Genomic DNA, 18878 nt, shown 5'->3' with positions numbered 1-18878 from the left:
CCACTCAGGGAGGGCGCGGTCACTCCACCACGTGCCGGCCCTCCGGGCGGGCGCTGCAGGAGGCCTGGAAGGCGCAGTGTGTGCAGTGCTGGCCGGTGGAGGGGGTGAAGCGTTCGTCGAGTACGCGGCCGGCTGCGTCGGCGAGGAGGTCGCCGACCCATTCGCCGGTGAGGGGGTCCTGGGCCTGGACGGTGGGAAGGGTGGGGCCGCCGTCGCGTTGGGGGGCGCCGATGCGGAGTTGGACGAGTTCGGCGCCGCCGGGGGTGGGGCGGGTGCCGGCGAAGAGGGAGTCGACGGCGCCTTCGCGGACGGCGAGTTGGTAGACGGCGAGTTGGGGGTGCCGGGCGACCTCGGCGGCGGTGGGCTTGGCCCGGCCGGTCTTGAAGTCGACGACGTAGGCACGGCCTTCTGCGTCCGTTTCGACGCGGTCCATGCTGCCGCGGATGTGGACGGCGACGTCGCCGGTCTCCAGGGTGACGTCGAAGGGGTGCTCCGACGCGAGCGGTGTCCGGCCGCCGTGCTCCATCACGTGCCAGCGCAGGAACCGCTCAAGGGCGGCGCGCGCGTTCTCCTTCTCCTGCTGGGACTTCCAGGGGGCGTCGAAGACCAGGCCGTCCCAGACCGAGTCCAGGCGCTCCATCAGTACGTCGAGATCGGCGGCCGTCCGCCCTGACGCGACCTCGTCCGCCAGCACATGGACCACATTCCCGAACCCCTGGGCCGCCGTGGACGGCGGCTCGGCCTTGACCTCCCGCCCCAGGAACCACTGCAGGGCGCAGGTGTTGGCGAGCTGGTCGAGGGCGCTGCCCGACAGGGCCACCGGCCGGTCGCGGTCGCGCAGCGGCACCGCCGAGCGCGTCGGCTCGTACAGGCCCCACCAGCGGTCGGGGTGGGCGGCGGGGACGAGCGGATGGCCGCCGTCCTCAAGGGCGGCGAGCCGGGCAAGCCGTTGGGCGGCTGCGTCCCGCAGAGTGGGGGACGCGGCCGGGTCGACGGTGGTCGCGCGCAGTTCGGCGACGAGGGCGGCGACGGACAGCGGCCGCCGGGGCCGCTGGGTGACGTCGACCGGCTCGACGCCCAGCTCGGTCAGGAAGCGCGAGGGCTGGTCGCCGTCGTCGGCGGAGGCTTTGACCGCTGTGACGACCAGCCGTTCGCGCGCCCGCGTTGCGGCCACGTAGAACAGCCGGCGCTCCTCCGCGAGCAACGCCCCCGCCGACAGCGGCTCGGCGAGCCCGTCCCGGCCGATCCGGTCGGCCTCCAGCAGGGAACCTCGGCGCCGCAGGTCGGGCCACAGTCCGTCCTGTACGCCCGCGACCACCACGAGCCGCCACTCCAGGCCCTTCGACCGGTGCGCGGTCATCAGCCGAACAGCGTCCGGCCGCACAGCCCGCCGGGTCAGCACGTCGGCGGCGATGTCCTGCGCGTCCAGCTCCTCGAGGAAGTTGAGGGCGCCGCGTCCGCCCGTACGTTCCTCCGCCCGCGAGGCCGTCTCGAACAGCGCGCATACGGCGTCGAGGTCCCGGTCCGCATTGCGCCCGGCCGCCCCGCCCCGCGTGGCCGAGCGCTCCAGCCGGGACGGCCAGGGGGTGCCGTCCCACAGCGCCCACAGGGCTGCCTCGGCGGTGCCGCCGGCCGCCAGCAGGTCGCGGGCCGTGCGCAGCAGCATCCCGAGCCGCTGGGCGCCGCGCGCGTAGGCCGGGTCGTGGGCCACCAGCAGCTCCGGCTCGGCCAGCGCCTCGGCGATCAGCACGTCGGACGGCCGGGGCACGGCCTGTCCCGCCGCCCGCTCCTCGTCGCGCAGAGCACGCCCCAGGCGGCGCAGGTCGGCGGCGTCCATCCCGCCCAGCGGTGAGCCGAGCAGCGTCAGCGCTTCCTCGACGGTCACCGCCGCGCCCTCCTCCCGCGCGCACACCCGCAGCGCGAGCAGCAGCGGCGCCACCGCCGGCTCCTCCCGCAGCGGCAGGTCGTCGCCGTCCACCTCGACCGGTACTCCCGCCGAGGTGAGCGCCCGCCGCAGCCCGGGGATCGAACGTGCCCCGGCCCGCAGCAGGACGGCCATGTCCCGCCAGGGGACGCCGTCCTCCAGATGCGCGCGGCGCAACAGGTCGGCGATCCCGTCGAGTTCGGCGCCGGGGGAGGGATACGTACGTACCGAAAGGGCGCCGCCGTCCCGCACCGGGGAAAGCTCACGGTGGGCGCGGACGGCGCCGCTGGGAAGCCGGGTGAGCGGCATCCGGGCGGTCAGGAGACGGGTGGCGGCCAGCAGCCGGGCGCCGGAGCGGCGGGAGACGGTGAGGACGCGGACGGGGGCGGGGCGGCCGTCGCGGCGGGGGAAGGCATCCGGGAAGTCGAGGATGCCGTTCACGTCGGAGCCACGGAAGGCGTAGATGGACTGGTCGGGATCGCCGAAGGCGACGAGCGTGCGGCCGCAGCCCGCGAGCGCTTGGAGCAGCCGGACCTGGGCCGGGTCGGTGTCCTGGTACTCGTCGACGAAGACCGCCTCGTACCGCCCGGCCAGCAGGCCGGCGACCTCGTCCCCTTCGGCGAGCAGCACCGCGCGGTGCACCAGTTCGGCGTAGTCCAGCTGGCCCTGCAGATCCAGGACGTCCAGATACTCGGCGAGGAAGTCCGCCGCCGCCGCCCAGTCGGGCCGGCCCGCCCGCGCCGCGAAGGCGGCCAGCGCCTCAGGACCCAGCCCCAGCTCACGGCTGCGGGCCAGCACCGACCGCACCTCGTCGGCGAAGCCGCGCGTGGTGAGCGCTGCCCGCAGGTCGTCGGGCCAGCGGACCTCGGCGCGCCCCTCGCGCTCCAGCTCGGCCTGCCCGGCCAGCAGCTCCCGTACGAAGAGGTCCTGCTCGGGTCCCGACATCAGCCGCAGCGGGTCGGCGAACAGCTCGGGGTGCTGGTGGGACCGGACCAGGGCATAGCAGAAGGAGTGGAAGGTGGTGGCCGTCGGCACCTCGGCGGCAGCGGTACCGGCGCCGCCCATCCGGGCCGCCATCCGGTCCCGCAGTTCGACGGCGGCCTTGCGGCTGAAGGTGAGGACGAGGATCCGCTCCGGATCGGTGCCGCGCCGGACCCGCTCGGCGACCGCCTCGACGAGCGTCGTGGTCTTGCCGGTGCCCGGGCCGGCCAGGACGAGCAACGGACCGCCGGAGTGCTCAACCACCGCGCGCTGGGATGCGTCCAGCACAGGGGGCGTCACCGGTGCGGGCGCGGTCCGTAGCAGCCGGTAGCTGCCGGCCGGCGCACGCGTCCCCCGGGGCGTCTGCCGAGTGGAGGAGGTGGTCACGTGTTTCGCCGGTTCTGTGGGTACTCGTACGTTACGGCTGTGCGGCCGGTTGCCGACGGTACTCCGTACGGACGGCACACCGCATGGACCGGGTCAGGATGGCGGAAGCTGGATGCTGTGAGGGTCGACCGGTCGTCAGTCCCCGTCCCAGCGGGCCCGCCGCATGTCGAGGCGCGGTATGTGCCCCTCGGCGGCGCGCGAGGCCTCACGCATCGGCGTACCCTCCTCCCGGTAGTGGCCCAGCGCCTCCAGTTCGTGGCCCGGCAGGAAGCCGCCGTCGGCCCGCACCACACGCCACCACGGCACCGCCCCGCCGTACAGCGCCATGACCCGGCCGACCTGCCGGGGGCCGCCCGCCCCGAGCCACTCGGCCACATCCCCGTACGTCATCACCTTGCCGGGCGGGATCCGCTCGGTGACGGCGAGCACCCGCTCGGCATACTCCGGCACTTCCGGCAGTTCGTCCTCGCTCACCTCTCATATCCTGCCGCAGCCCACCGACAACGGGCGCCCGAACCGATGTGCGCGATGGGGCACGAACCCACCAATTGCCCCCTCGTGCGCCCACGCGCGTACGGCTCGTGCCACCATCTTCCGGGCGGTGACTGTGATACGAGATCAAAAAGCGACATCCGGTGAACACGACGCGGCGGCGAACGAAGCCCCCCGCGTGGTCCCGCCTGCCCAGGCGTCGGACGGCCCCGTGAGCGCCGACCACGACTCCGCGCCGGACAGCGGCACTGACGCCACTGACGGCACCGACAGCACCGACAGCACCGACAGCACCGACCACGAGCCCGAAGCGGCACCGTCCGGCGAGCGCGCCGAGGACCGCTCGGACGACAGCACCGACGACCGGGCCGGGAATGTCCCGAGATGCCCCGAGAAGCCCAAGGGTGCCTCGCACCCGGACCCCGTCGCCCGCGACGAGCCGCTGCTGGCCGCCCGCGTGCACCGGCCTGTTGACCTGATGCGCTTCCTGTTCGGGGTGCTGGGCATCGCCGTCGTGCTCGGCATCGCGTACTTCGCGCACGCCACGACGTCCGGCGTGGAGCAGGACATCGCGGACGGCGCGACACACGCCCCGCAGGCGCTGATCGCGTTCGCTGGTTTCACGGCGAGTATCGCGGTGCTGATCGTGCCGGTGGCCTTCGCGATCGAGCGGCTGATCAAGCGGGACGGCCTGCGGATCGCGGACGGCGTCCTCGCGGCCGTCCTCGCCCACGGCGTCTCGCTCGCCACCGACCTCTGGGTTTCCGAGGCCGCCCCGGCCGCCATCCGCGACGCCCTCACCAGGAACGCCCCCAGCGGCGGCATCACCGACCCCGTGCACGGCTATCTCGCGCCGGTCATCGCGTACATGACGGCAGTCGGCATGGCCCGCCGCCCGCGCTGGCGGGTGGGGCTGTGGTGCGTCCTGGTCCTGGACGCGTTCGCCGTCCTGGTCGGCGGCTACACCACACCCTTCTCGATCATCACGACCGTACTGATCGGCTGGACGGTCGCGTATGGAACGCTCTACGCGGTCGGCTCGCCGAATGTCCGTCCCACCGGCCAGAACCTCCTCGCCGGCCTGCGTCGCGTGGGCTTCGCGCCGCTGACCGCCGTCAGGACCGAGGACGGGTTCCCCGAGTCGCCGGACTCCGAGCGCGGCCGCCGCTATCTGGTCACCCTCGAGAGCGGTCCGCCGCTGGACGTGACGGTGGTCGACCGCGAGCAGCAGGCGCACGGCTTCTTCTACCGCGTATGGCGCCGCCTGGCCCTGCGCGGCATCACCCAGCGGCGCAGCCTGCAGTCGCTGCGCCAGGCCCTGGAGCAGGAGGCGCTGCTCGCGTACGCGGCCATCGCCGCCGGCGCCAACGCCCCGAAGCTGATCGCCACCTCCGAGCTCGGCCCGGACGCGGTGATGCTGGTCTACGAGCACATCGGCGGCTACCCGCTCGACGCGCTGCCGGACGACGCGGTCAGTGACGACCTGCTGCTCGGCGCCTGGGAACAGGTGAAGGCCCTGCAGTCGCGGCGGATCGCACACCGCAGGCTGATCGGCGAATCGCTCCTGGTGGATCGTTCCGGCAAGGTCTTCCTGACCGACCTGCGCGGCGGTGAGATCGCCGCAGGAGACATCGTCCTGCGGATGGACATCGCCCAGCTGCTGACCACGCTGGCCCTGCGCGTCGGCCCCGAGCGCGCGGTAGCCTCGGGCGTGGCCGTACTCGGCCCGGACACCGTGGCGGACTCGCTGCCGCTGCTCCAGCCGATCGCCCTGAGCCGTACGACCCGGGCCATGCTCAAACAGCTCGCCCGCGAGCGCGCGCAGCGCGAGCGCGAGGCGGTGTTCGCCGCGACCAAGGCCGGCAAGGCGGCCGCGGAGACACCGGACACCGTCAAGGACGAGAAGGCCGAGAAACGGGCCGAGCGCAAGGCGATCGAAGCGGCGCTGGAGGAGGTCCGCGAGGAGGACCTGCTCTCCCGGATCCGCCAGGAGATGCTGCTGATCCGCCCGCAGGCCCCGGTCGAGCCGGTCCGCCTGGAGCGCATCAAACCGCGCACGCTCATCACCTTCATCGCGGGCGCCATCGCCGTCTACTACCTGTTGTCCCAGATCAGCCGCGTCCCCCTCACCGACGCCATCGCCGAGGCCAACTGGGGCTGGGCGGCCATCGCGCTGCTCGCCTCCGCGCTCAGCTACGTGGCCGCCGCCTGCTCGCTCGCGGGCTTCGTGCCCGAGCGGCTCTCGCTGTTCAAGACGGTGATGGCGCAGGTCGCCGGCTCGTTCGTGAAGCTCGTTGCCCCGGCGGCGGTCGGCGGCGTCGCGCTCAACACCCGCTATCTGCAGAAGGCCGGGGTCCGGCCCGGGCTCGCGGTCGCCAGTGTCGGTGCCTCGCAGCTGGTCTCGCTCGGCTCGCACATCAGCCTGCTGCTGGTCTTCGGCTACATCACCGGCACCGAGAAGACCCCGTCGCTGTCGCCGTCCAGGACCGTCATGGCCGGACTGCTGACGGCCGGCGTCCTGGTGCTGGTCGTCACCGCGATCCCGGCGCTGCGCCACTTCGTGTCGACGCGGGTGCGGTCGCTCTTCGCGGGCGTCATCCCGCGCATGCTGGACGTCCTCCAGCGCCCGGCCAAGATCGTCACCGGCGTCGGCGGCACGCTGGCCCTCACCTTCGTCAACGTGATCTGCCTCGATGCGTGCGTACGCGCCTTCGGCGGTCACCTCAGCTACGCCAGCGTGGCCGTGGTCTACCTCACCGCCAACGCGGTCGGCTCCGCCGTGCCCACGCCCGGCGGCGTCGGCGCGATCGAGGCCGCGACCACCGCCGCCCTCGTGCTGGCCGGTCTGGGCAACGACGTGGCGACGCCGGCCGTGCTGCTCTTCCGGCTGCTGACCTTCTGGCTGCCGGTGCTGCCGGGATGGCTGTCCTTCACCCACCTCACGCGTAAGGGCGAACTGTAGCTTCCGTACCTTTCGCGCCACCGCTGTCCGACCCGCCCGATAGCCTCACACGCGTGGCACCGCGCATCACCGACCCCGAGCAGCTCAAGGAGCTGCTCGGCATTCCCTTCACCCCGGAGCAGCTGGCCTGCGTCACGGCACCGCTCGCCCCGCAGGTGATCGTGGCCGGAGCCGGCTCCGGGAAGACGACGGTGATGGCGGCCCGGGTCGTCTGGCTGGTCGGTACCGGGCAGGTCGCGCCGGACCGCGTGCTCGGGCTGACGTTCACCAACAAGGCCGCCGGCGAGCTGGCGGAGCGCGTACGCAAAGCGCTGCTCAAGGCGGGCGTCACCGACCCCGACCCGTTCGACCCGGCCGAGCACCCGCCGGGGGAGCCGCAGATCTCCACCTATCACGCCTTCGCGGGCCAGCTGCTGAAGGAGCACGGCCTGCGGATCGGGCTGGAGCCCACCTCCCGCCTGCTGGCCGACGCCACCCGCTACCAACTCGCCGCCCGGGTGCTCAAGGCCGCCCCCGGACCCTTCCCCGCCCTCACCAAGGGCATCTCGACGCTGGTCAGCGACCTGCTCGCGCTGGAGGGCGAGCTGGCAGAGCACCTGGTGCCGCTGGAGAAGCTGCGTACGTACGACGAGGAGCTGGCCGGCCGCCTGGGGAGCATCGACCCGGCCAAGCGCGGCTTCGCGTGGGCCAAGGACGTGCAGACCGCGATACGCGCCCGGCTGGACCTCGCGGGGCTGGCGGCCGCGTACCGGGAGCAGAAGCGCCGCCGTGACCTGCTGGACTTCGGCGACCAGATCGCCTTGTCGGCGACGCTCGCCGGGACCAGGCCCGAGGTCGGCGGGAATCTGCGCGAACAGTACGGGGTCGTACTGCTGGACGAGTACCAGGACACCTCCGTCGCCCAGCGGCTGCTGCTGGCCGGGCTCTTCGGCGGCGGCACCGGCCACCCGGTGACCGCCGTCGGCGACCCGTGCCAGGCGATCTACGGCTGGCGTGGCGCCTCCGTGGCCAACCTCGACGACTTTCCGGCGCACTTTCCGGCGGCGGACGGCGGCCCGGCCGCCCGCTTCTCGCTGTCCGAGAACCGGCGCAGCGGCGGCCGGCTGCTCGACCTGGCCAACGGGCTGGCGGCCGAGCTGCGCGAGCGCCACGAGGGCGTCGAGGCACTGCGCGCCGCGCCCGGGGCCGAGCAGGACGGCCTGGTGCGGTGCGCGCTGCTGCCCACACAAGCGGACGAGGTGGCGTGGCTCACCGACTCGATCGCCCATCTCGTACGGACCGGGACCGAGCCCGGCGAGATCGCAGTGCTGTGCCGTACGACCTCCCACTTCGCCGACATCCACGCGGCGCTGGTCGAGCGGGACGTACCGGTCGAGGTTGTCGGCCTGTCGGGGCTGCTGCACCTGCCCGAGGTCGCCGACCTGGTCGCTGTCTGCGAGGTGCTGCACGACCCGACGGCCAACGCCGCCCTCGTACGGCTGCTCACCGGGCCGCGCTGGCGCATCGGCGCGCGGGACCTTGCGCTGCTGGGGCGGCGGGCGCGGCTGCTGGTGCCGGGCCGGGGCGATGCCGAGGACCGGCTGGCGGCGGCGGTGGAGGGCACCGACCCGGCAGAGGTGATCTCGCTCGCGGACGCGCTGGAGACCTTCGTCGAGGCCGACCCGGGGGACAAGCTGCCCTTCTCTCCCGAGGCCTGGGTCCGCTTCGCCCGCCTCGCCACGGAGATACGGGACCTGCGGCGGGCGCTGGCCGATCCGCTCATGGACGTACTGCACCGGGTGCTGGCCGTCACCGGGCTCGAGGTCGAGCTGTCGGCGTCCCCGCACGCGCTGGCCGCCCGGCGCCGCGAGACGCTCAACGCCTTCCTCGACATCGCCGCCAACTTCGCCTCCCTGGACGGCGACGCCACACTGCTGGCCTTCCTGGGCTTCCTGCGCACGGCCGCGCAGTACGAGAAGGGCCTCGACAGCTCCCTGCCCGGCGGCGAGAACACGGTGAAGGTGCTCACCGCCCACAAGTCCAAGGGCCTGGAGTGGGACGTCGTCGCCGTCCCCGGCCTCGTACGCAAGGGCTTCCCGAGCGAGCGCGGGCGCGAGCTGTGGACGACCAACGCGAAGGTGCTGCCGCACGAGCTGCGGGGCGACGCAGCAACCCTGCCGGACGTCGAGGAGTGGTCCAGGGCCGGCCTGGACGGCTTCCGCGAGGCCATGGCCGAGCACAACCGCGTCGAGGAGCTACGGCTCGGCTACGTCACCTTCACTCGCCCCCGTTCGCTGCTCCTCGGGTCCGGACACTGGTGGGGGCCCACCCAGAAGAAGCCCTTCGGGCCGTCCGCCTTCCTCGACGCCCTGCGCGAGCACTGCGAAGCGGGTAACGGCGAGATCGAGCACTGGGCCGAGCCCCCGGCAGAGGACGACCAGAATCCGTCACTGGTCAGCGGGGTCGAGCAGGCGTGGCCGCTACCGCTGGACCCGGTCGCCCTGGAGCGGCGGCGTACGGCCGCCAAGACGGTCCTCAGCCTCCTGGACGCTCCGGCTGCCGAGCCCGTGCACGCTTACGCGGACGACCCGGACTGGCCCCCGCCGCCTGAGGACGACGAGGAAGGGTTGCCGCCGGACGACGCCGCCGACTGGGACGACTGGTACGCGGACGTCCCGGCGCCGCGAGCACCCGAGCCCGAGCCCGAGCCCGAACTGGCGCCTGCCCTTGTGCCGGAGGAAGCGCGGCTCGTCGCCTCCTGGGACCGTGACCTCGACGCCCTCGCCGGCGAGCTGCGCCGCGCCCGCGCGACCGTACGCGACGTCCCCGTACCGCCCGCCCTCACCGCCTCCCAGCTCATGCGCCTCGCCGCCGACCCCGACGGCTTCGCCCGCGAACTGGCCCGCCCCATGCCCCGCCCCCCGCAGCCCGCCGCCCGCCGAGGCACCCGCTTCCACGCCTGGGTCGAATCCCGCTTCGAAGAGCTGCCCCTCCTCACCCCCGAAGAGCTGCCCGGCATCGAGGGCGACGACGAAATCGCCGACGAGCGCGACCTCACCGCCCTCAAGGACGCCTTCCTCCGCACCCCCTACGCCGACCGCACCCCCCACCGCGTCGAAGTCCCCTTCCAGCTCTCCCTCGCCGGCCGCATCATCCGAGGCCGCATCGACGCCATCTACCGCGCCGGCGACCCCGACTCCTACACCTACGAAATCATTGACTGGAAAACCAACCACGCCCCCTCCGCCGACCCCCTGCAACTAGCCATCTACCGCCTCGCCTGGGCCGAACAACACCACCTCCCCCTCGACCGCGTCTCCGCCGCCTTCCTCTACATCCGCACCGGCGCCCTCGTCCGCCCACCGGAGCTTCCCGACCGTGCGGCCCTGGAAGCCTTGCTGCTGGGCGAGGGCTGATTCCACCGGGTTGAGTCAGTCCGTCCGGCGGTTGAGGACCTGGGTCCCCCCAGCCTTCGGCCGGTGGGGGCACTCTCCCCCAGACTCCGTCTGGGGGGACCCCCACCCAAACGAAGGTTTGGGGGAGAGCCCGGTTTCGGGAAGGGGCGGGGTGGGGGAGATCACCCACCCCCTGCGGCGGCCGCCCGGCCGCGCAGGCCCCCGGGCCGGATAGGCTCGGCCGTATGAGCACGACCCCGGACAGCGCCGTCCGTACGTACATCGAGGCCCACAAGACCGCGTTTCTCGACGACTTGGCCGACTGGCTGCGCATCCCCTCCGTCTCGGCCGACCCGGACCGCTCCGCAGACGTACGCCGCAGCGCCGAGTGGCTGGCGGCCGCGCTCACGCGCACCGGCTTTCCGGTCACCGAGATCTGGGACACACGCCCGCTGGCTTTGCCGGGGGGACCCCCAGGCGCGCCGGCCGTCTACGCGGAGTGGCCCTCCGGCGACCCGGACGCACCCACCGTCCTCGTCTACGGGCACCACGACGTGCAGCCCGCCGCCCGGGCGGACGGCTGGGACACGGACCCGTTCGAGCCGGTGGTCCGGGACGGCCGGCTCTACGCACGCGGGGCCGCCGACGACAAGGGACAGGTCTTCTTTCACGCGCTCGGCGTCCGCGCCCACCTGGCCGCGACCGGCCGTACGGCCCCCGCGGTCAACCTCAAGCTGCTGATCGAGGGCGAGGAGGAGTCCGGCTCGCCGAACTTCCCGGCCCTCATCAAGGCCCGCGCCGACCGCCTCGCCTGCGATGCCGTGATCGTCTCGGACACCGGCATGTGGTCGGAGGACACCCCCACCGTCTGCACCGGCATGCGCGGCCTGGCCGACTGCCAGATCGACCTGTACGGCCCTGACCAGGACATTCACTCCGGGTCCTTCGGCGGCGCGGTCCCCAACCCCGCCGCCGAGGCGGCCCGGCTGGTCGCGGCGCTGCACGACGCCGACCACCGCGTCGCGATCCCCGGGTTCTACGACGGCGTCGTCGAGCTGACGGACCAGGAGCGCGAGCTCTTCGCGGAGCTGCCGTTCGACGAGGCGCGCTGGCTGCGTACCGCCAAGTCGTACGCGACGAGCGGCGAGGTCGGACACACCACCCTGGAGCGGATCTGGGCGCGCCCGACGGCCGAGGTGAACGGCATCGGCGGCGGTTACCAGGGTCCGGGCGGCAAGACGATCGTGCCGGCGTCGGCGCAGCTGAAGCTGAGCTTCCGGCTGGTGGCCGGGCAGGACACGGACCGGATCCAGCGGCTGGTCACGGAGTGGGTGGCCGACCGCCTCCCGGCGGGCATCCGGCACGAGATCACCTTCTGGGGCGCGACCCGCCCGTGCCTGACGCCGCTGGACCACCCGGCGCTGCAGTCCGTGGTGCGGGCGATGGGCCGGGCCTTCGGGACCGGGATCAGATTCACCCGTGAGGGTGGTTCGGGTCCGGCGGCCGACCTCCAGGACGTACTGGACGTACCGGTGCTGTTTCTGGGAATTTCGGTGCCCTCAGACGGTTGGCACTCGGTGAACGAGAAGGTCGAACTCGACCTCCTCCTCAAGGGCGTGGAAACCTCCGCTTACCTGTGGAGCGACCTCGCCGAGACTCGTACGACGGGGAGTTGGAAGCAGACGTGAGCGGGACCAAGGGGACGAACGGGACGAACGGGACCGGACTCGGACTGGACCCGACCGGCCGGCCACTGGCGCTCGCCCAGGCCGGCCTGGACCGGGCCGCCCACCACCGCCTCGACGAGGCGTGGCTGGCGGCCGCCTGGAGCCACCCCACCACCCGTGTCTTCGTGGTCTCCGGTGGCCAGGTGCTGGTCGAGGACACCGACGACGGCGGCACGCGGCTGGTCATGACACCGTCCTTCGACGCGCCGCCGACCGAGGCCCACCGCTACTTCCTGGGCATCGACGAGGACGGCGTGCGCTATTTCGCACTCCAGAAGGACGCCCTCCCCGGCCGAATCGACGCGGACGAGCGTCCCGCCGGCCTCCGCGAGGTCGGCGGACTCCTGCCACCCCTCGAGGCCTCGCTCATGGTGCACGCCGTGGCCCTGGAGAACTGGCAGCGCATGCACCGCTTCTGCTCCCGCTGCGGCGAGCGCACCGTCATCGCCGCCGCGGGTCACATCCGCCGCTGCCCCGCCTGCGGCGCCGAGCACTACCCGCGTACCGACCCGGCGGTCATCATGCTCGTCACGGACGCCGAGGACCGCGCCCTGCTGGGCCGCCAGGTGCACTGGCCCGAGGGCCGCTTCTCGACCCTCGCGGGCTTTGTCGAGCCGGGCGAGTCCATCGAGCAGGCCGTCGTCCGCGAGGTCGCGGAGGAGGCGGGTGTGACGGTCGGCTCGGTCTCGTACGTCGCCAGCCAGCCCTGGCCCTTCCCGTCCAGCCTGATGCTCGGCTTCATGGCCCGCGCGACGTCTTCGGAGATCGAGGTCGACGGCGACGAGATCCACGAGGCCCGCTGGTTCTCCCGCGACGACTATCGCAAGGCCATAGAGGCCGGCGAGGTGCTCGCCCCGTACGGCATCTCCATCGCGGCGCGGCTCATCGAGCTCTGGTACGGCGAGCCGCTGCCGAGCGCCTGACGGCGCCCGGGCCAGGGCACGGGGGCTCAACCCCGGCCCGCCGGAGGGGGGCACTCCCCCACCCAGACGGAGTCTGGGGGAGAGTCCGGCGCAGCGACTCGAAGCAAGCGAGGCGCCCGCGAGAGGCGCGCGAAAAATCAGACGCCGAGCTTCTGCTTGACCTGGGCGAGTGACGGGTTCGGCAGTGCGGACCCGTCCGGGAAGAGCACGGTCGGGACCAGCTGGTTGCCGTTGTTCACCTGCTCCACGAACTTCGCGGACTCCGGGTCCTGCTCGATGTTGATCTCCTTGTACGCGATGCCCTCGCGCTCCATCTGGCTCTTCAGCCGGCGGCAGTATCCGCACCACGTCGTGCTGTACATCGTCACAGTGCCCGGCATCGGCGTTCGCTCCTCGGAGTCGGTCAGAAGGCCACTCGGCCAATCGATGCGGAGAACGCTAACCCGGGGCCGCCGCATTCCTCGCAATCCCCGGCGGTGCGACAATCGCACCTCTGCTGTGGATAACTTTCCCGGCTGCCTCGCCGGACCTGGGAGCATGACAGGGTGACCGCACCAACCCACACCCCACTCTTCCCGGAGTTCCCGGACGTCCCCGACTCCGCGGACGCCGTGCTCGAAGGGCTCGACCCGGAGCAGCGCGCCGTCGCGACGGCCCTGCGCGGACCGGTCTGCGTGCTGGCCGGCGCCGGCACCGGCAAGACCCGGGCGATCACGCACCGGATCGCGTACGGGGTGCGGGCGGGGATACTCCAGCCCAGCAGCGTGCTCGCGGTCACCTTCACGGCCCGGGCGGCCGGCGAGATGCGCGGACGGCTGCGCCAGCTCGGCGCGGGCGGGGTGCAGGCCCGCACCTTCCACTCCGCCGCCCTTCGCCAGCTCCAGTACTTCTGGCCGCGCGCGATCGGCGGCGACATGCCACGCCTGGCCGAGCGCAAGGTCCAGCTCGTGGCCGAGGCCGGCGCCCGCTGCCGGATCCGGCTGGACCGTAATGAGCTGCGCGATGTCACCGGCGAGATCGAGTGGTGCAAGGTCACCCAGACCGTCCCCGAGGACTACGCGGCGGCCGCCGCGAAGGCGGGGCGTGAAGTGCCGCGCGACCCGGCCGAGATCGCGAAGATCTACACCACGTACGAGCAACTCAAGCGCGACCGGGGGGTCATCGACTTCGAGGACGTCCTGCTGCTCACGGTCGGCGTGCTCCAGGACCGCCCGGATGTCGCCGACACCGTCCGCTCGCAGTACCAGCACTTCGTCGTCGACGAGTATCAGGACGTCAGCCCGCTCCAGCAGCGGCTGCTCGACCTGTGGCTCGGCAACCGGGACAGCATCTGCGTGGTCGGCGACGCCTCCCAGACCATCTACTCCTTCACCGGCGCCACCCCGGACTACCTGCTCGGCTTCCGTACCAAGCACCCGGACGCGACCTTCGTGAAGCTGGTCCGCGACTACCGCTCGACGCCCCAGGTCGTGCACCTGGCCAACGGGCTCCTCGGGCAGGCGCGCGGCCAGGCCGCCCAGCACCGGCTGGAGCTCATCTCGCAGCGCGAGACCGGCCCGGAGCCGTCCTACACCGAGTACGCCGACGAGCCCGCCGAGGCGGAGGGCACCGCGCGCCGGATCAGGCAGCTGATCGACAGCGGGGTGCGGGCCGGCGAGATCGCGGTGCTCTACCGCATCAACGCCCAGTCCGAGGTCTACGAGCAGGCGCTGGCCGACGCCGGGGTGCCCTACCAACTGCGGGGCGCGGAGCGGTTCTTCGAGCGGCCCGAGGTGCGCGAGGCCGGGCTGCTGCTGCGCGGCGCGGCGCGGGCCGGTGGCTCGTCGGACCCGGGGCTCGACGACGCCGGGGTGCCGGAGCAGCTCCGGGCGGTGCTCGGCTCGCGCGGCTGGTCCGCGGAGCCGCCGGCCGGATCGGGCGCGGTGCGGGACCGCTGGGAGTCGCTGGCGGCGCTCGTACGGCTCTCGGAGGACTTCACCCGGGTGCGGCCGGACGCCACGCTCGGCGACTTCGTGGCCGAGCTGGACGAGCGGGCGGCCGCCCAGCACGCCCCGAGCGTCGACGGCGTCACGCTGGCCTCGCTGCACTCCGCCAAAGGACTGGAATGGGACGCGGTGTTCCTGGTCGGCCTCACCGAGGGCACCATGCCGATCACCTACGCCAAGACCGACGAGCAGGTCGAGGAGGAGCGCCGGCTGCTCTATGTCGGCGTCACCCGGGCCCGGTTCCACCTCTCACTGTCGTGGGCGCTGTCCCGCTCTCCCGGCGGGCGCGGCGGACGGCGGCCCTCACGCTTCCTGGACGGCCTGCGGCCGGGCTCGGCGACCCGGGGAGCCGCCGGCAAGCCCCTGGCCGCCGGAGGCGGCGTGGAGCGCGGTCCGGGCGCCCGCAAGAAGCGCGGTCCGGTCCACTGCCGGGTCTGCGGGCGCACCCTGTCCGACGCGGGCGAGATCAAGCTGATGCGGTGTGAGGACTGCCCGTCAGATCTGGACGAGGGCCTGTACGAGCGGCTGCGCGACTGGCGCATGGGACAGGCGAAGACGATCGGCCAGCCGGCCTACTGCGTCTTCACCGACAAGACCCTGCTCGCGATCGCCGAGGTGAGGCCGACACAGCCGTCCGAACTGGCTGTTATCGCCGGGGTCGGGGCTCGCAAACTGGACAAGTACGGCGCCGATGTCCTCGCCCTGTGCGCCGGTGAAGAACTTGTTGCGGACGAGGCGGAAAAATAGTTTGCGCCCGGCGCTGAGAGCCCCATAGCCTTTCGATCGTGGTCGCCGCGGCTCTTCCAAGAGCAGCGCAAACCATGATGTACTGAGTACGCACCACCAGCCCTACGAGACGCCGAAGGAGGCGAGCCAAGTGATCACCATCATCGAGAACACCATCAAAATGACCGATCGCCCGGTCGTCGCCGCCTGCCCGCTCGGTGGCTCGCTCCGTGGCAGCGGTGTGTCCGGTCGTCTGTCCGCTCTCGCCCTGTCGGCTGCCGTCGGCGTTGTTTCCACCCGGGAGCGCAGCGAGCGACCGACTCAGGCACCTGCGGTAGCAGCAGTGGCGGCACAGGCCCAGGCCTATGCCTTTGCGGCGAAGACCAATGGTGCCGGAAACAACGGAAACCAGAAGACGCAGCACCACCCGAAGTGGGCCTCCCGCGGGCTCGAACCCTGGAGTGATCCAGTCTGATCCACGATCAGACCGGCACCTTCCAGGGCCGCGGAATCCCAGACCGGGATCCGCGGCCCTTCTGTTTTTCCTCCACAGCCGAACAACGATGAGGAACGAACCGACCGTGCACTCCACCCCGCCTGCACCGTCCGTCCCCGACCCGCAGCTCCCGCCCGATACCCCGGAGGCCCCCTTGCTGCCCCTTTCCGAGCTCGACGACGAGATCGAGCGCCTCGGCGTACCCGTCCCGTGCCGGACGTACGACCCGGAGGTCTTCTTCGCGGAGTCCCCGGCCGACGTCGAGTACGCCAAGTCGCTGTGCCAGACCTGTCCGCTCCGCGAGGCCTGCCTGGCAGGCGCCAAGGACCGCCGTGAGCCCTGGGGCGTCTGGGGCGGCGAGCTGTTCGTCCAGGGCGTCGTGGTGCCGCGCAAGCGGCCGCGTGGCCGTCCGCGCAAGAACGCGGTCATGGCATGACCCGCCCGGCTCTCGGAACGATCGACCATCCCCTCACGCACGACCCGAAGAAGCAGGACCCGATGAATCCCTCCCTCACCGACATCCCCGCCCCGGCGTCCGACGCGATGACCTCGCGTCAGAACAGGAACCTCGAAATGCAACTCATGCCAGAAGCTCTGGCCCGTGCCCATATGCAACAGCGCCTCTACGAGGCCGAGCATGAACGCAGGGCTCACCGACTGCTCAGCGCCCGGCGCCTCCAGCGCCGCGCCGAGCGTGCCTCGCTCCGCGCCCGTCGGGCGCTGGCCCTGGCCGTCATGCAGTAAAGAGCGGTAAGAAACGGTAAGAAGTAGTAACAAGCAGTAACAAAGCGTTAACGACACAGAATCGCGGGACCGGCCGAAATCGGCCGGTCCCGCGTTATTGTCACGAAGTGGACCAGAAGACTCAGAAAGACCGGGTCGGTACGGACCGACGCACGACCACCACCTGCGCCCGTTGCGGGCTGGTTCAGGACGGCTCACCACCGCTCACCTGGACCTGCTCCGTGGAGAACGGCAGCCGCGTCTACTTCTGCGACGACTGCGCGCGCTCCCATCTCCGCAGCATCGAGGGCCGCATCGACTCCGCCTGGTGGTAACCGGACGTAGCCGGCGCCGCTCAGGCCGACTCCCCCCTGGCCTTCGGCACGGGAGACCGCAGCTCGCTCCGCTCCGCGAAGCCGGGCAGCCACTCCAGCAGCTCGTCCCGCAGCCGCACCGTCGCCGACAACTGGCACAGCACGCCGACGGTGCTCAGCGTCACGCGGTGGATCAGCAGATACGACGGCGGCAGGTTCAGCTGCTTGCCCAGCTGGTGGGCCGGCGATCGCGGATCCGCGACCCGGGCCGCCTGCGCCCGCATCCAGCCACGCCCGAAGGGGAACGCGTCGAGCCCCGCCGGCTCGATGATCGGCCGCAGATAGTCCAGTACGGCATCCCGGTCGAGCTCGATGGTCGGCTTGACGAACCCCTCCTGACGCAGCATGGCGTGCACGGCCTCGGCGTCGCCCTCCAGCGCCAGCCGCAGCGCGGTGCCGATCGGTAGCGGAAGCCCGTCCGGCAGCCGGTCGACGGTGCCGAAGTCCAGGACGCCCAGCCGCCAGCCCTCCGGCGGGCCGTCGTCGACCAGCAGCCGGAAGTTGCCCGGGTGCGGGTCGGCGTGCAAGAGCCCGGTGCGGGCCGGGCCCGCGAAGAGGAAGTGTGCGAGGAGCTGGCCGGCGCGGTCGCGCAGCTCCTGGCTGCCGCCGGAGATCACCTCGGACAGCGGGACCCCGTCCATCCACTCGGTGATCAGCACCTGGTCGGTGCGGTGCACCACCTCGGGCACCATCACATCCGGGTCGTCGGCGAACTCGACCGCGTGGACATGCTGGGCCTGCGCCTCCAACTCGTAGTCCAGCTCCTCGGAGATCCGGTCGCGCAGCTCGGCGATCAGCGGCTTGATGTCCATGCCGGGGATCAGCGGCCCGAACAGCCGGGCCACCCGGCCCAGTTGGTTCAGATCCGACAACAGGGCGTCTCCGGCCCCCGGGTACTGGACCTTGACCGCGACCTCCCGCCCGTCGTGCCACACCGCGCGGTGCACCTGCCCGATGGAGGCCGCCGCGGCGGGCTTGTCCTCGAATTCGGAGAAGAGGGATCGCCAGTCCGCGCCCAGCCGCTCCTCGAGCACCGCGTGGACCGTGCGGGCCGGCATCGGTGGCGCGGCGTCCTGGAGCTTGGTGAGCGCGGCCCGGTACGGTCCCGCGACCTCCTCGGGCAGCGCCGCCTCGAAGACCGACAGGGCCTGGCCGAACTTCATGGCGCCGCCCTTGAGCTCGCCGAGGACCTTGAAGAGCTGCTCGGCGGTGCGCTGCTGCAACTCGGTCGCGACCTCCTCGGCCGGACGCCCGCCGAGCCGCTTGCCGAGCCCCAGGGTCGCCCGCCCGGCGAATCCCAGAGGCAGCGCCGCCAACTTGGCCGTACGGGTCATCGCTTTGCGCGGAAGATCAGACATGCGCCCCCTCTTTCCGGTCGGTCACGTCGTCATTGTCCCCCGCCTCTCCTGAACCGAGTCACGCAGATGGCCCTCGTGATTCCGATCGGGGTGCGGCCGTTCCCCGGGAGAAGGCGGCAGTGAGCTGGCGAGCGGAGCCGCACGCACATCTTTTGTCCCCCGGCACCGGCCGCGTGTCCATCGTCATTCGAGCCAGCCCCACCTCCACCCGGGCCCCCGCACTGGCCGGCTCCCCGCCGTCCAGAAAAGCCAGGGCATGGGCGGCCGCCAGCCCCGCCACCATGGTCGCCAGCGCGATGTCGCAGGCCGGGACCCCGGCGCCGCGCCGCGACCGCAGCTGGGCGAGGACCCGCGGCCACGCCGGATCGGCGTCGGCGCGCCCCAGGGCCAGGCAGCCCGCGCAGGCCGTGCGACCCGGCACCACCAGCGGGCCGACCACGCCGGTG

Annotated in this window: 14 protein-coding genes; 9 read left to right on the top strand and 5 right to left on the bottom strand. The window is 72.4% G+C overall.

Annotated features, from left to right (window positions below; translation table 11 throughout):
* Nucleotides 1–19: 19 nt before the first annotated feature.
* Together EFK10_RS35465 and EFK10_RS35460 are read right to left on the bottom strand one after the other, a co-directional pair.
* Complete coding sequence (locus EFK10_RS35465; RefSeq protein ID WP_127359755.1) at nt 20–3292, bottom strand: ATP-dependent helicase; 3273 nt, start codon at nt 3290–3292, stop codon at nt 20–22.
* Between the two features lie 135 nt (nt 3293–3427).
* Nucleotides 3428–3766 (bottom strand): MGMT family protein, encoded by a 339-nt coding sequence (locus EFK10_RS35460; protein ID WP_127359754.1) that lies wholly within the window; start codon nt 3764–3766, stop codon nt 3428–3430.
* Between the two features lie 133 nt (nt 3767–3899).
* Between EFK10_RS35460 and EFK10_RS35455 the strand changes: the two genes are divergently transcribed.
* The 4 genes from EFK10_RS35455 to nudC all read left to right on the top strand — a co-directional run bounded on the left by EFK10_RS35455 (nt 3900) and on the right by nudC (nt 12770).
* A complete protein-coding gene (locus tag EFK10_RS35455) occupies nt 3900–6746 on the top strand; it encodes a flippase-like domain-containing protein (RefSeq protein WP_407647220.1) in 2847 nt (948 codons plus the stop codon).
* A 53-nt stretch (nt 6747–6799) separates the two neighbouring features.
* Nucleotides 6800–10141: an ATP-dependent DNA helicase gene (locus EFK10_RS35450; RefSeq protein ID WP_164836281.1), complete on the top strand. Its 3342-nt coding sequence runs from the start codon at nt 6800–6802 to the stop codon at nt 10139–10141.
* A 224-nt stretch (nt 10142–10365) separates the two neighbouring features.
* On the top strand, nt 10366–11808 hold the full coding sequence (locus EFK10_RS35445; RefSeq protein ID WP_127359752.1) for a M20/M25/M40 family metallo-hydrolase: 1443 nt from the start codon (nt 10366–10368) through the stop codon (nt 11806–11808).
* Nucleotides 11809–11852: 44 nt separating this feature from the next.
* The gene (gene nudC / locus EFK10_RS35440; RefSeq protein WP_127359772.1) at nt 11853–12770 is read left to right on the top strand and encodes an NAD(+) diphosphatase; all 918 of its coding nucleotides are present in this window, start codon (nt 11853–11855) and stop codon (nt 12768–12770) included.
* Between the two features lie 137 nt (nt 12771–12907).
* Here nudC and EFK10_RS35435 read toward each other — a convergent pair whose 3' ends face one another.
* Nucleotides 12908–13150 (bottom strand): mycoredoxin, encoded by a 243-nt coding sequence (locus EFK10_RS35435; RefSeq protein ID WP_127359751.1) that lies wholly within the window; start codon nt 13148–13150, stop codon nt 12908–12910.
* A 165-nt stretch (nt 13151–13315) separates the two neighbouring features.
* Here EFK10_RS35435 and EFK10_RS35430 point away from each other — a divergent pair, with 165 nt between their 5' ends.
* From EFK10_RS35430 to EFK10_RS35410, 5 genes are all read left to right on the top strand, one after another.
* The gene (locus EFK10_RS35430; protein WP_127359750.1) at nt 13316–15502 is read left to right on the top strand and encodes an ATP-dependent DNA helicase UvrD2; all 2187 of its coding nucleotides are present in this window, start codon (nt 13316–13318) and stop codon (nt 15500–15502) included.
* 130 nt (nt 15503–15632) lie between these two features.
* Nucleotides 15633–15956 carry a hypothetical protein gene (locus tag EFK10_RS35425; protein ID WP_127359749.1) on the top strand — a complete coding sequence of 108 codons (324 nt, stop codon included), beginning with the start codon at nt 15633–15635 and terminating at the stop codon, nt 15954–15956.
* Between the two features lie 88 nt (nt 15957–16044).
* Nucleotides 16045–16413: a WhiB family transcriptional regulator gene (locus EFK10_RS35420; protein WP_127359748.1), complete on the top strand. Its 369-nt coding sequence runs from the start codon at nt 16045–16047 to the stop codon at nt 16411–16413.
* Nucleotides 16410–16721 (top strand): hypothetical protein, encoded by a 312-nt coding sequence (locus EFK10_RS35415; protein WP_127359747.1) that lies wholly within the window; start codon nt 16410–16412, stop codon nt 16719–16721. Before EFK10_RS35420 ends, EFK10_RS35415 begins: the two co-directional genes overlap by 4 nt.
* A gap of 107 nt (nt 16722–16828) precedes the next feature.
* A complete protein-coding gene (locus EFK10_RS35410) occupies nt 16829–17035 on the top strand; it encodes a hypothetical protein (RefSeq protein WP_127359746.1) in 207 nt (68 codons plus the stop codon).
* A gap of 20 nt (nt 17036–17055) precedes the next feature.
* On the opposite strand, the gene EFK10_RS35405 is transcribed toward EFK10_RS35410, so the two are convergent.
* Together EFK10_RS35405 and EFK10_RS35400 are read right to left on the bottom strand one after the other, a co-directional pair.
* Nucleotides 17056–18432: an ABC1 kinase family protein gene (locus tag EFK10_RS35405; RefSeq protein WP_127359745.1), complete on the bottom strand. Its 1377-nt coding sequence runs from the start codon at nt 18430–18432 to the stop codon at nt 17056–17058.
* A gap of 58 nt (nt 18433–18490) precedes the next feature.
* Nucleotides 18491–18878 (bottom strand): TOMM precursor leader peptide-binding protein (locus EFK10_RS35400; protein ID WP_164836280.1); only part of this gene is annotated, 388 nt, incomplete at its 5' end.

Origin of the sequence: Streptomyces soli (assembly GCF_003999195.1) — a bacterium.
Classification (GTDB): Bacteria; Actinomycetota; Actinomycetes; order Streptomycetales; family Streptomycetaceae; genus Actinacidiphila; species Actinacidiphila soli.
Note: the sequence above shows the minus strand (reverse complement) of the source record. Positions and strands in the feature narration are given on the sequence as shown.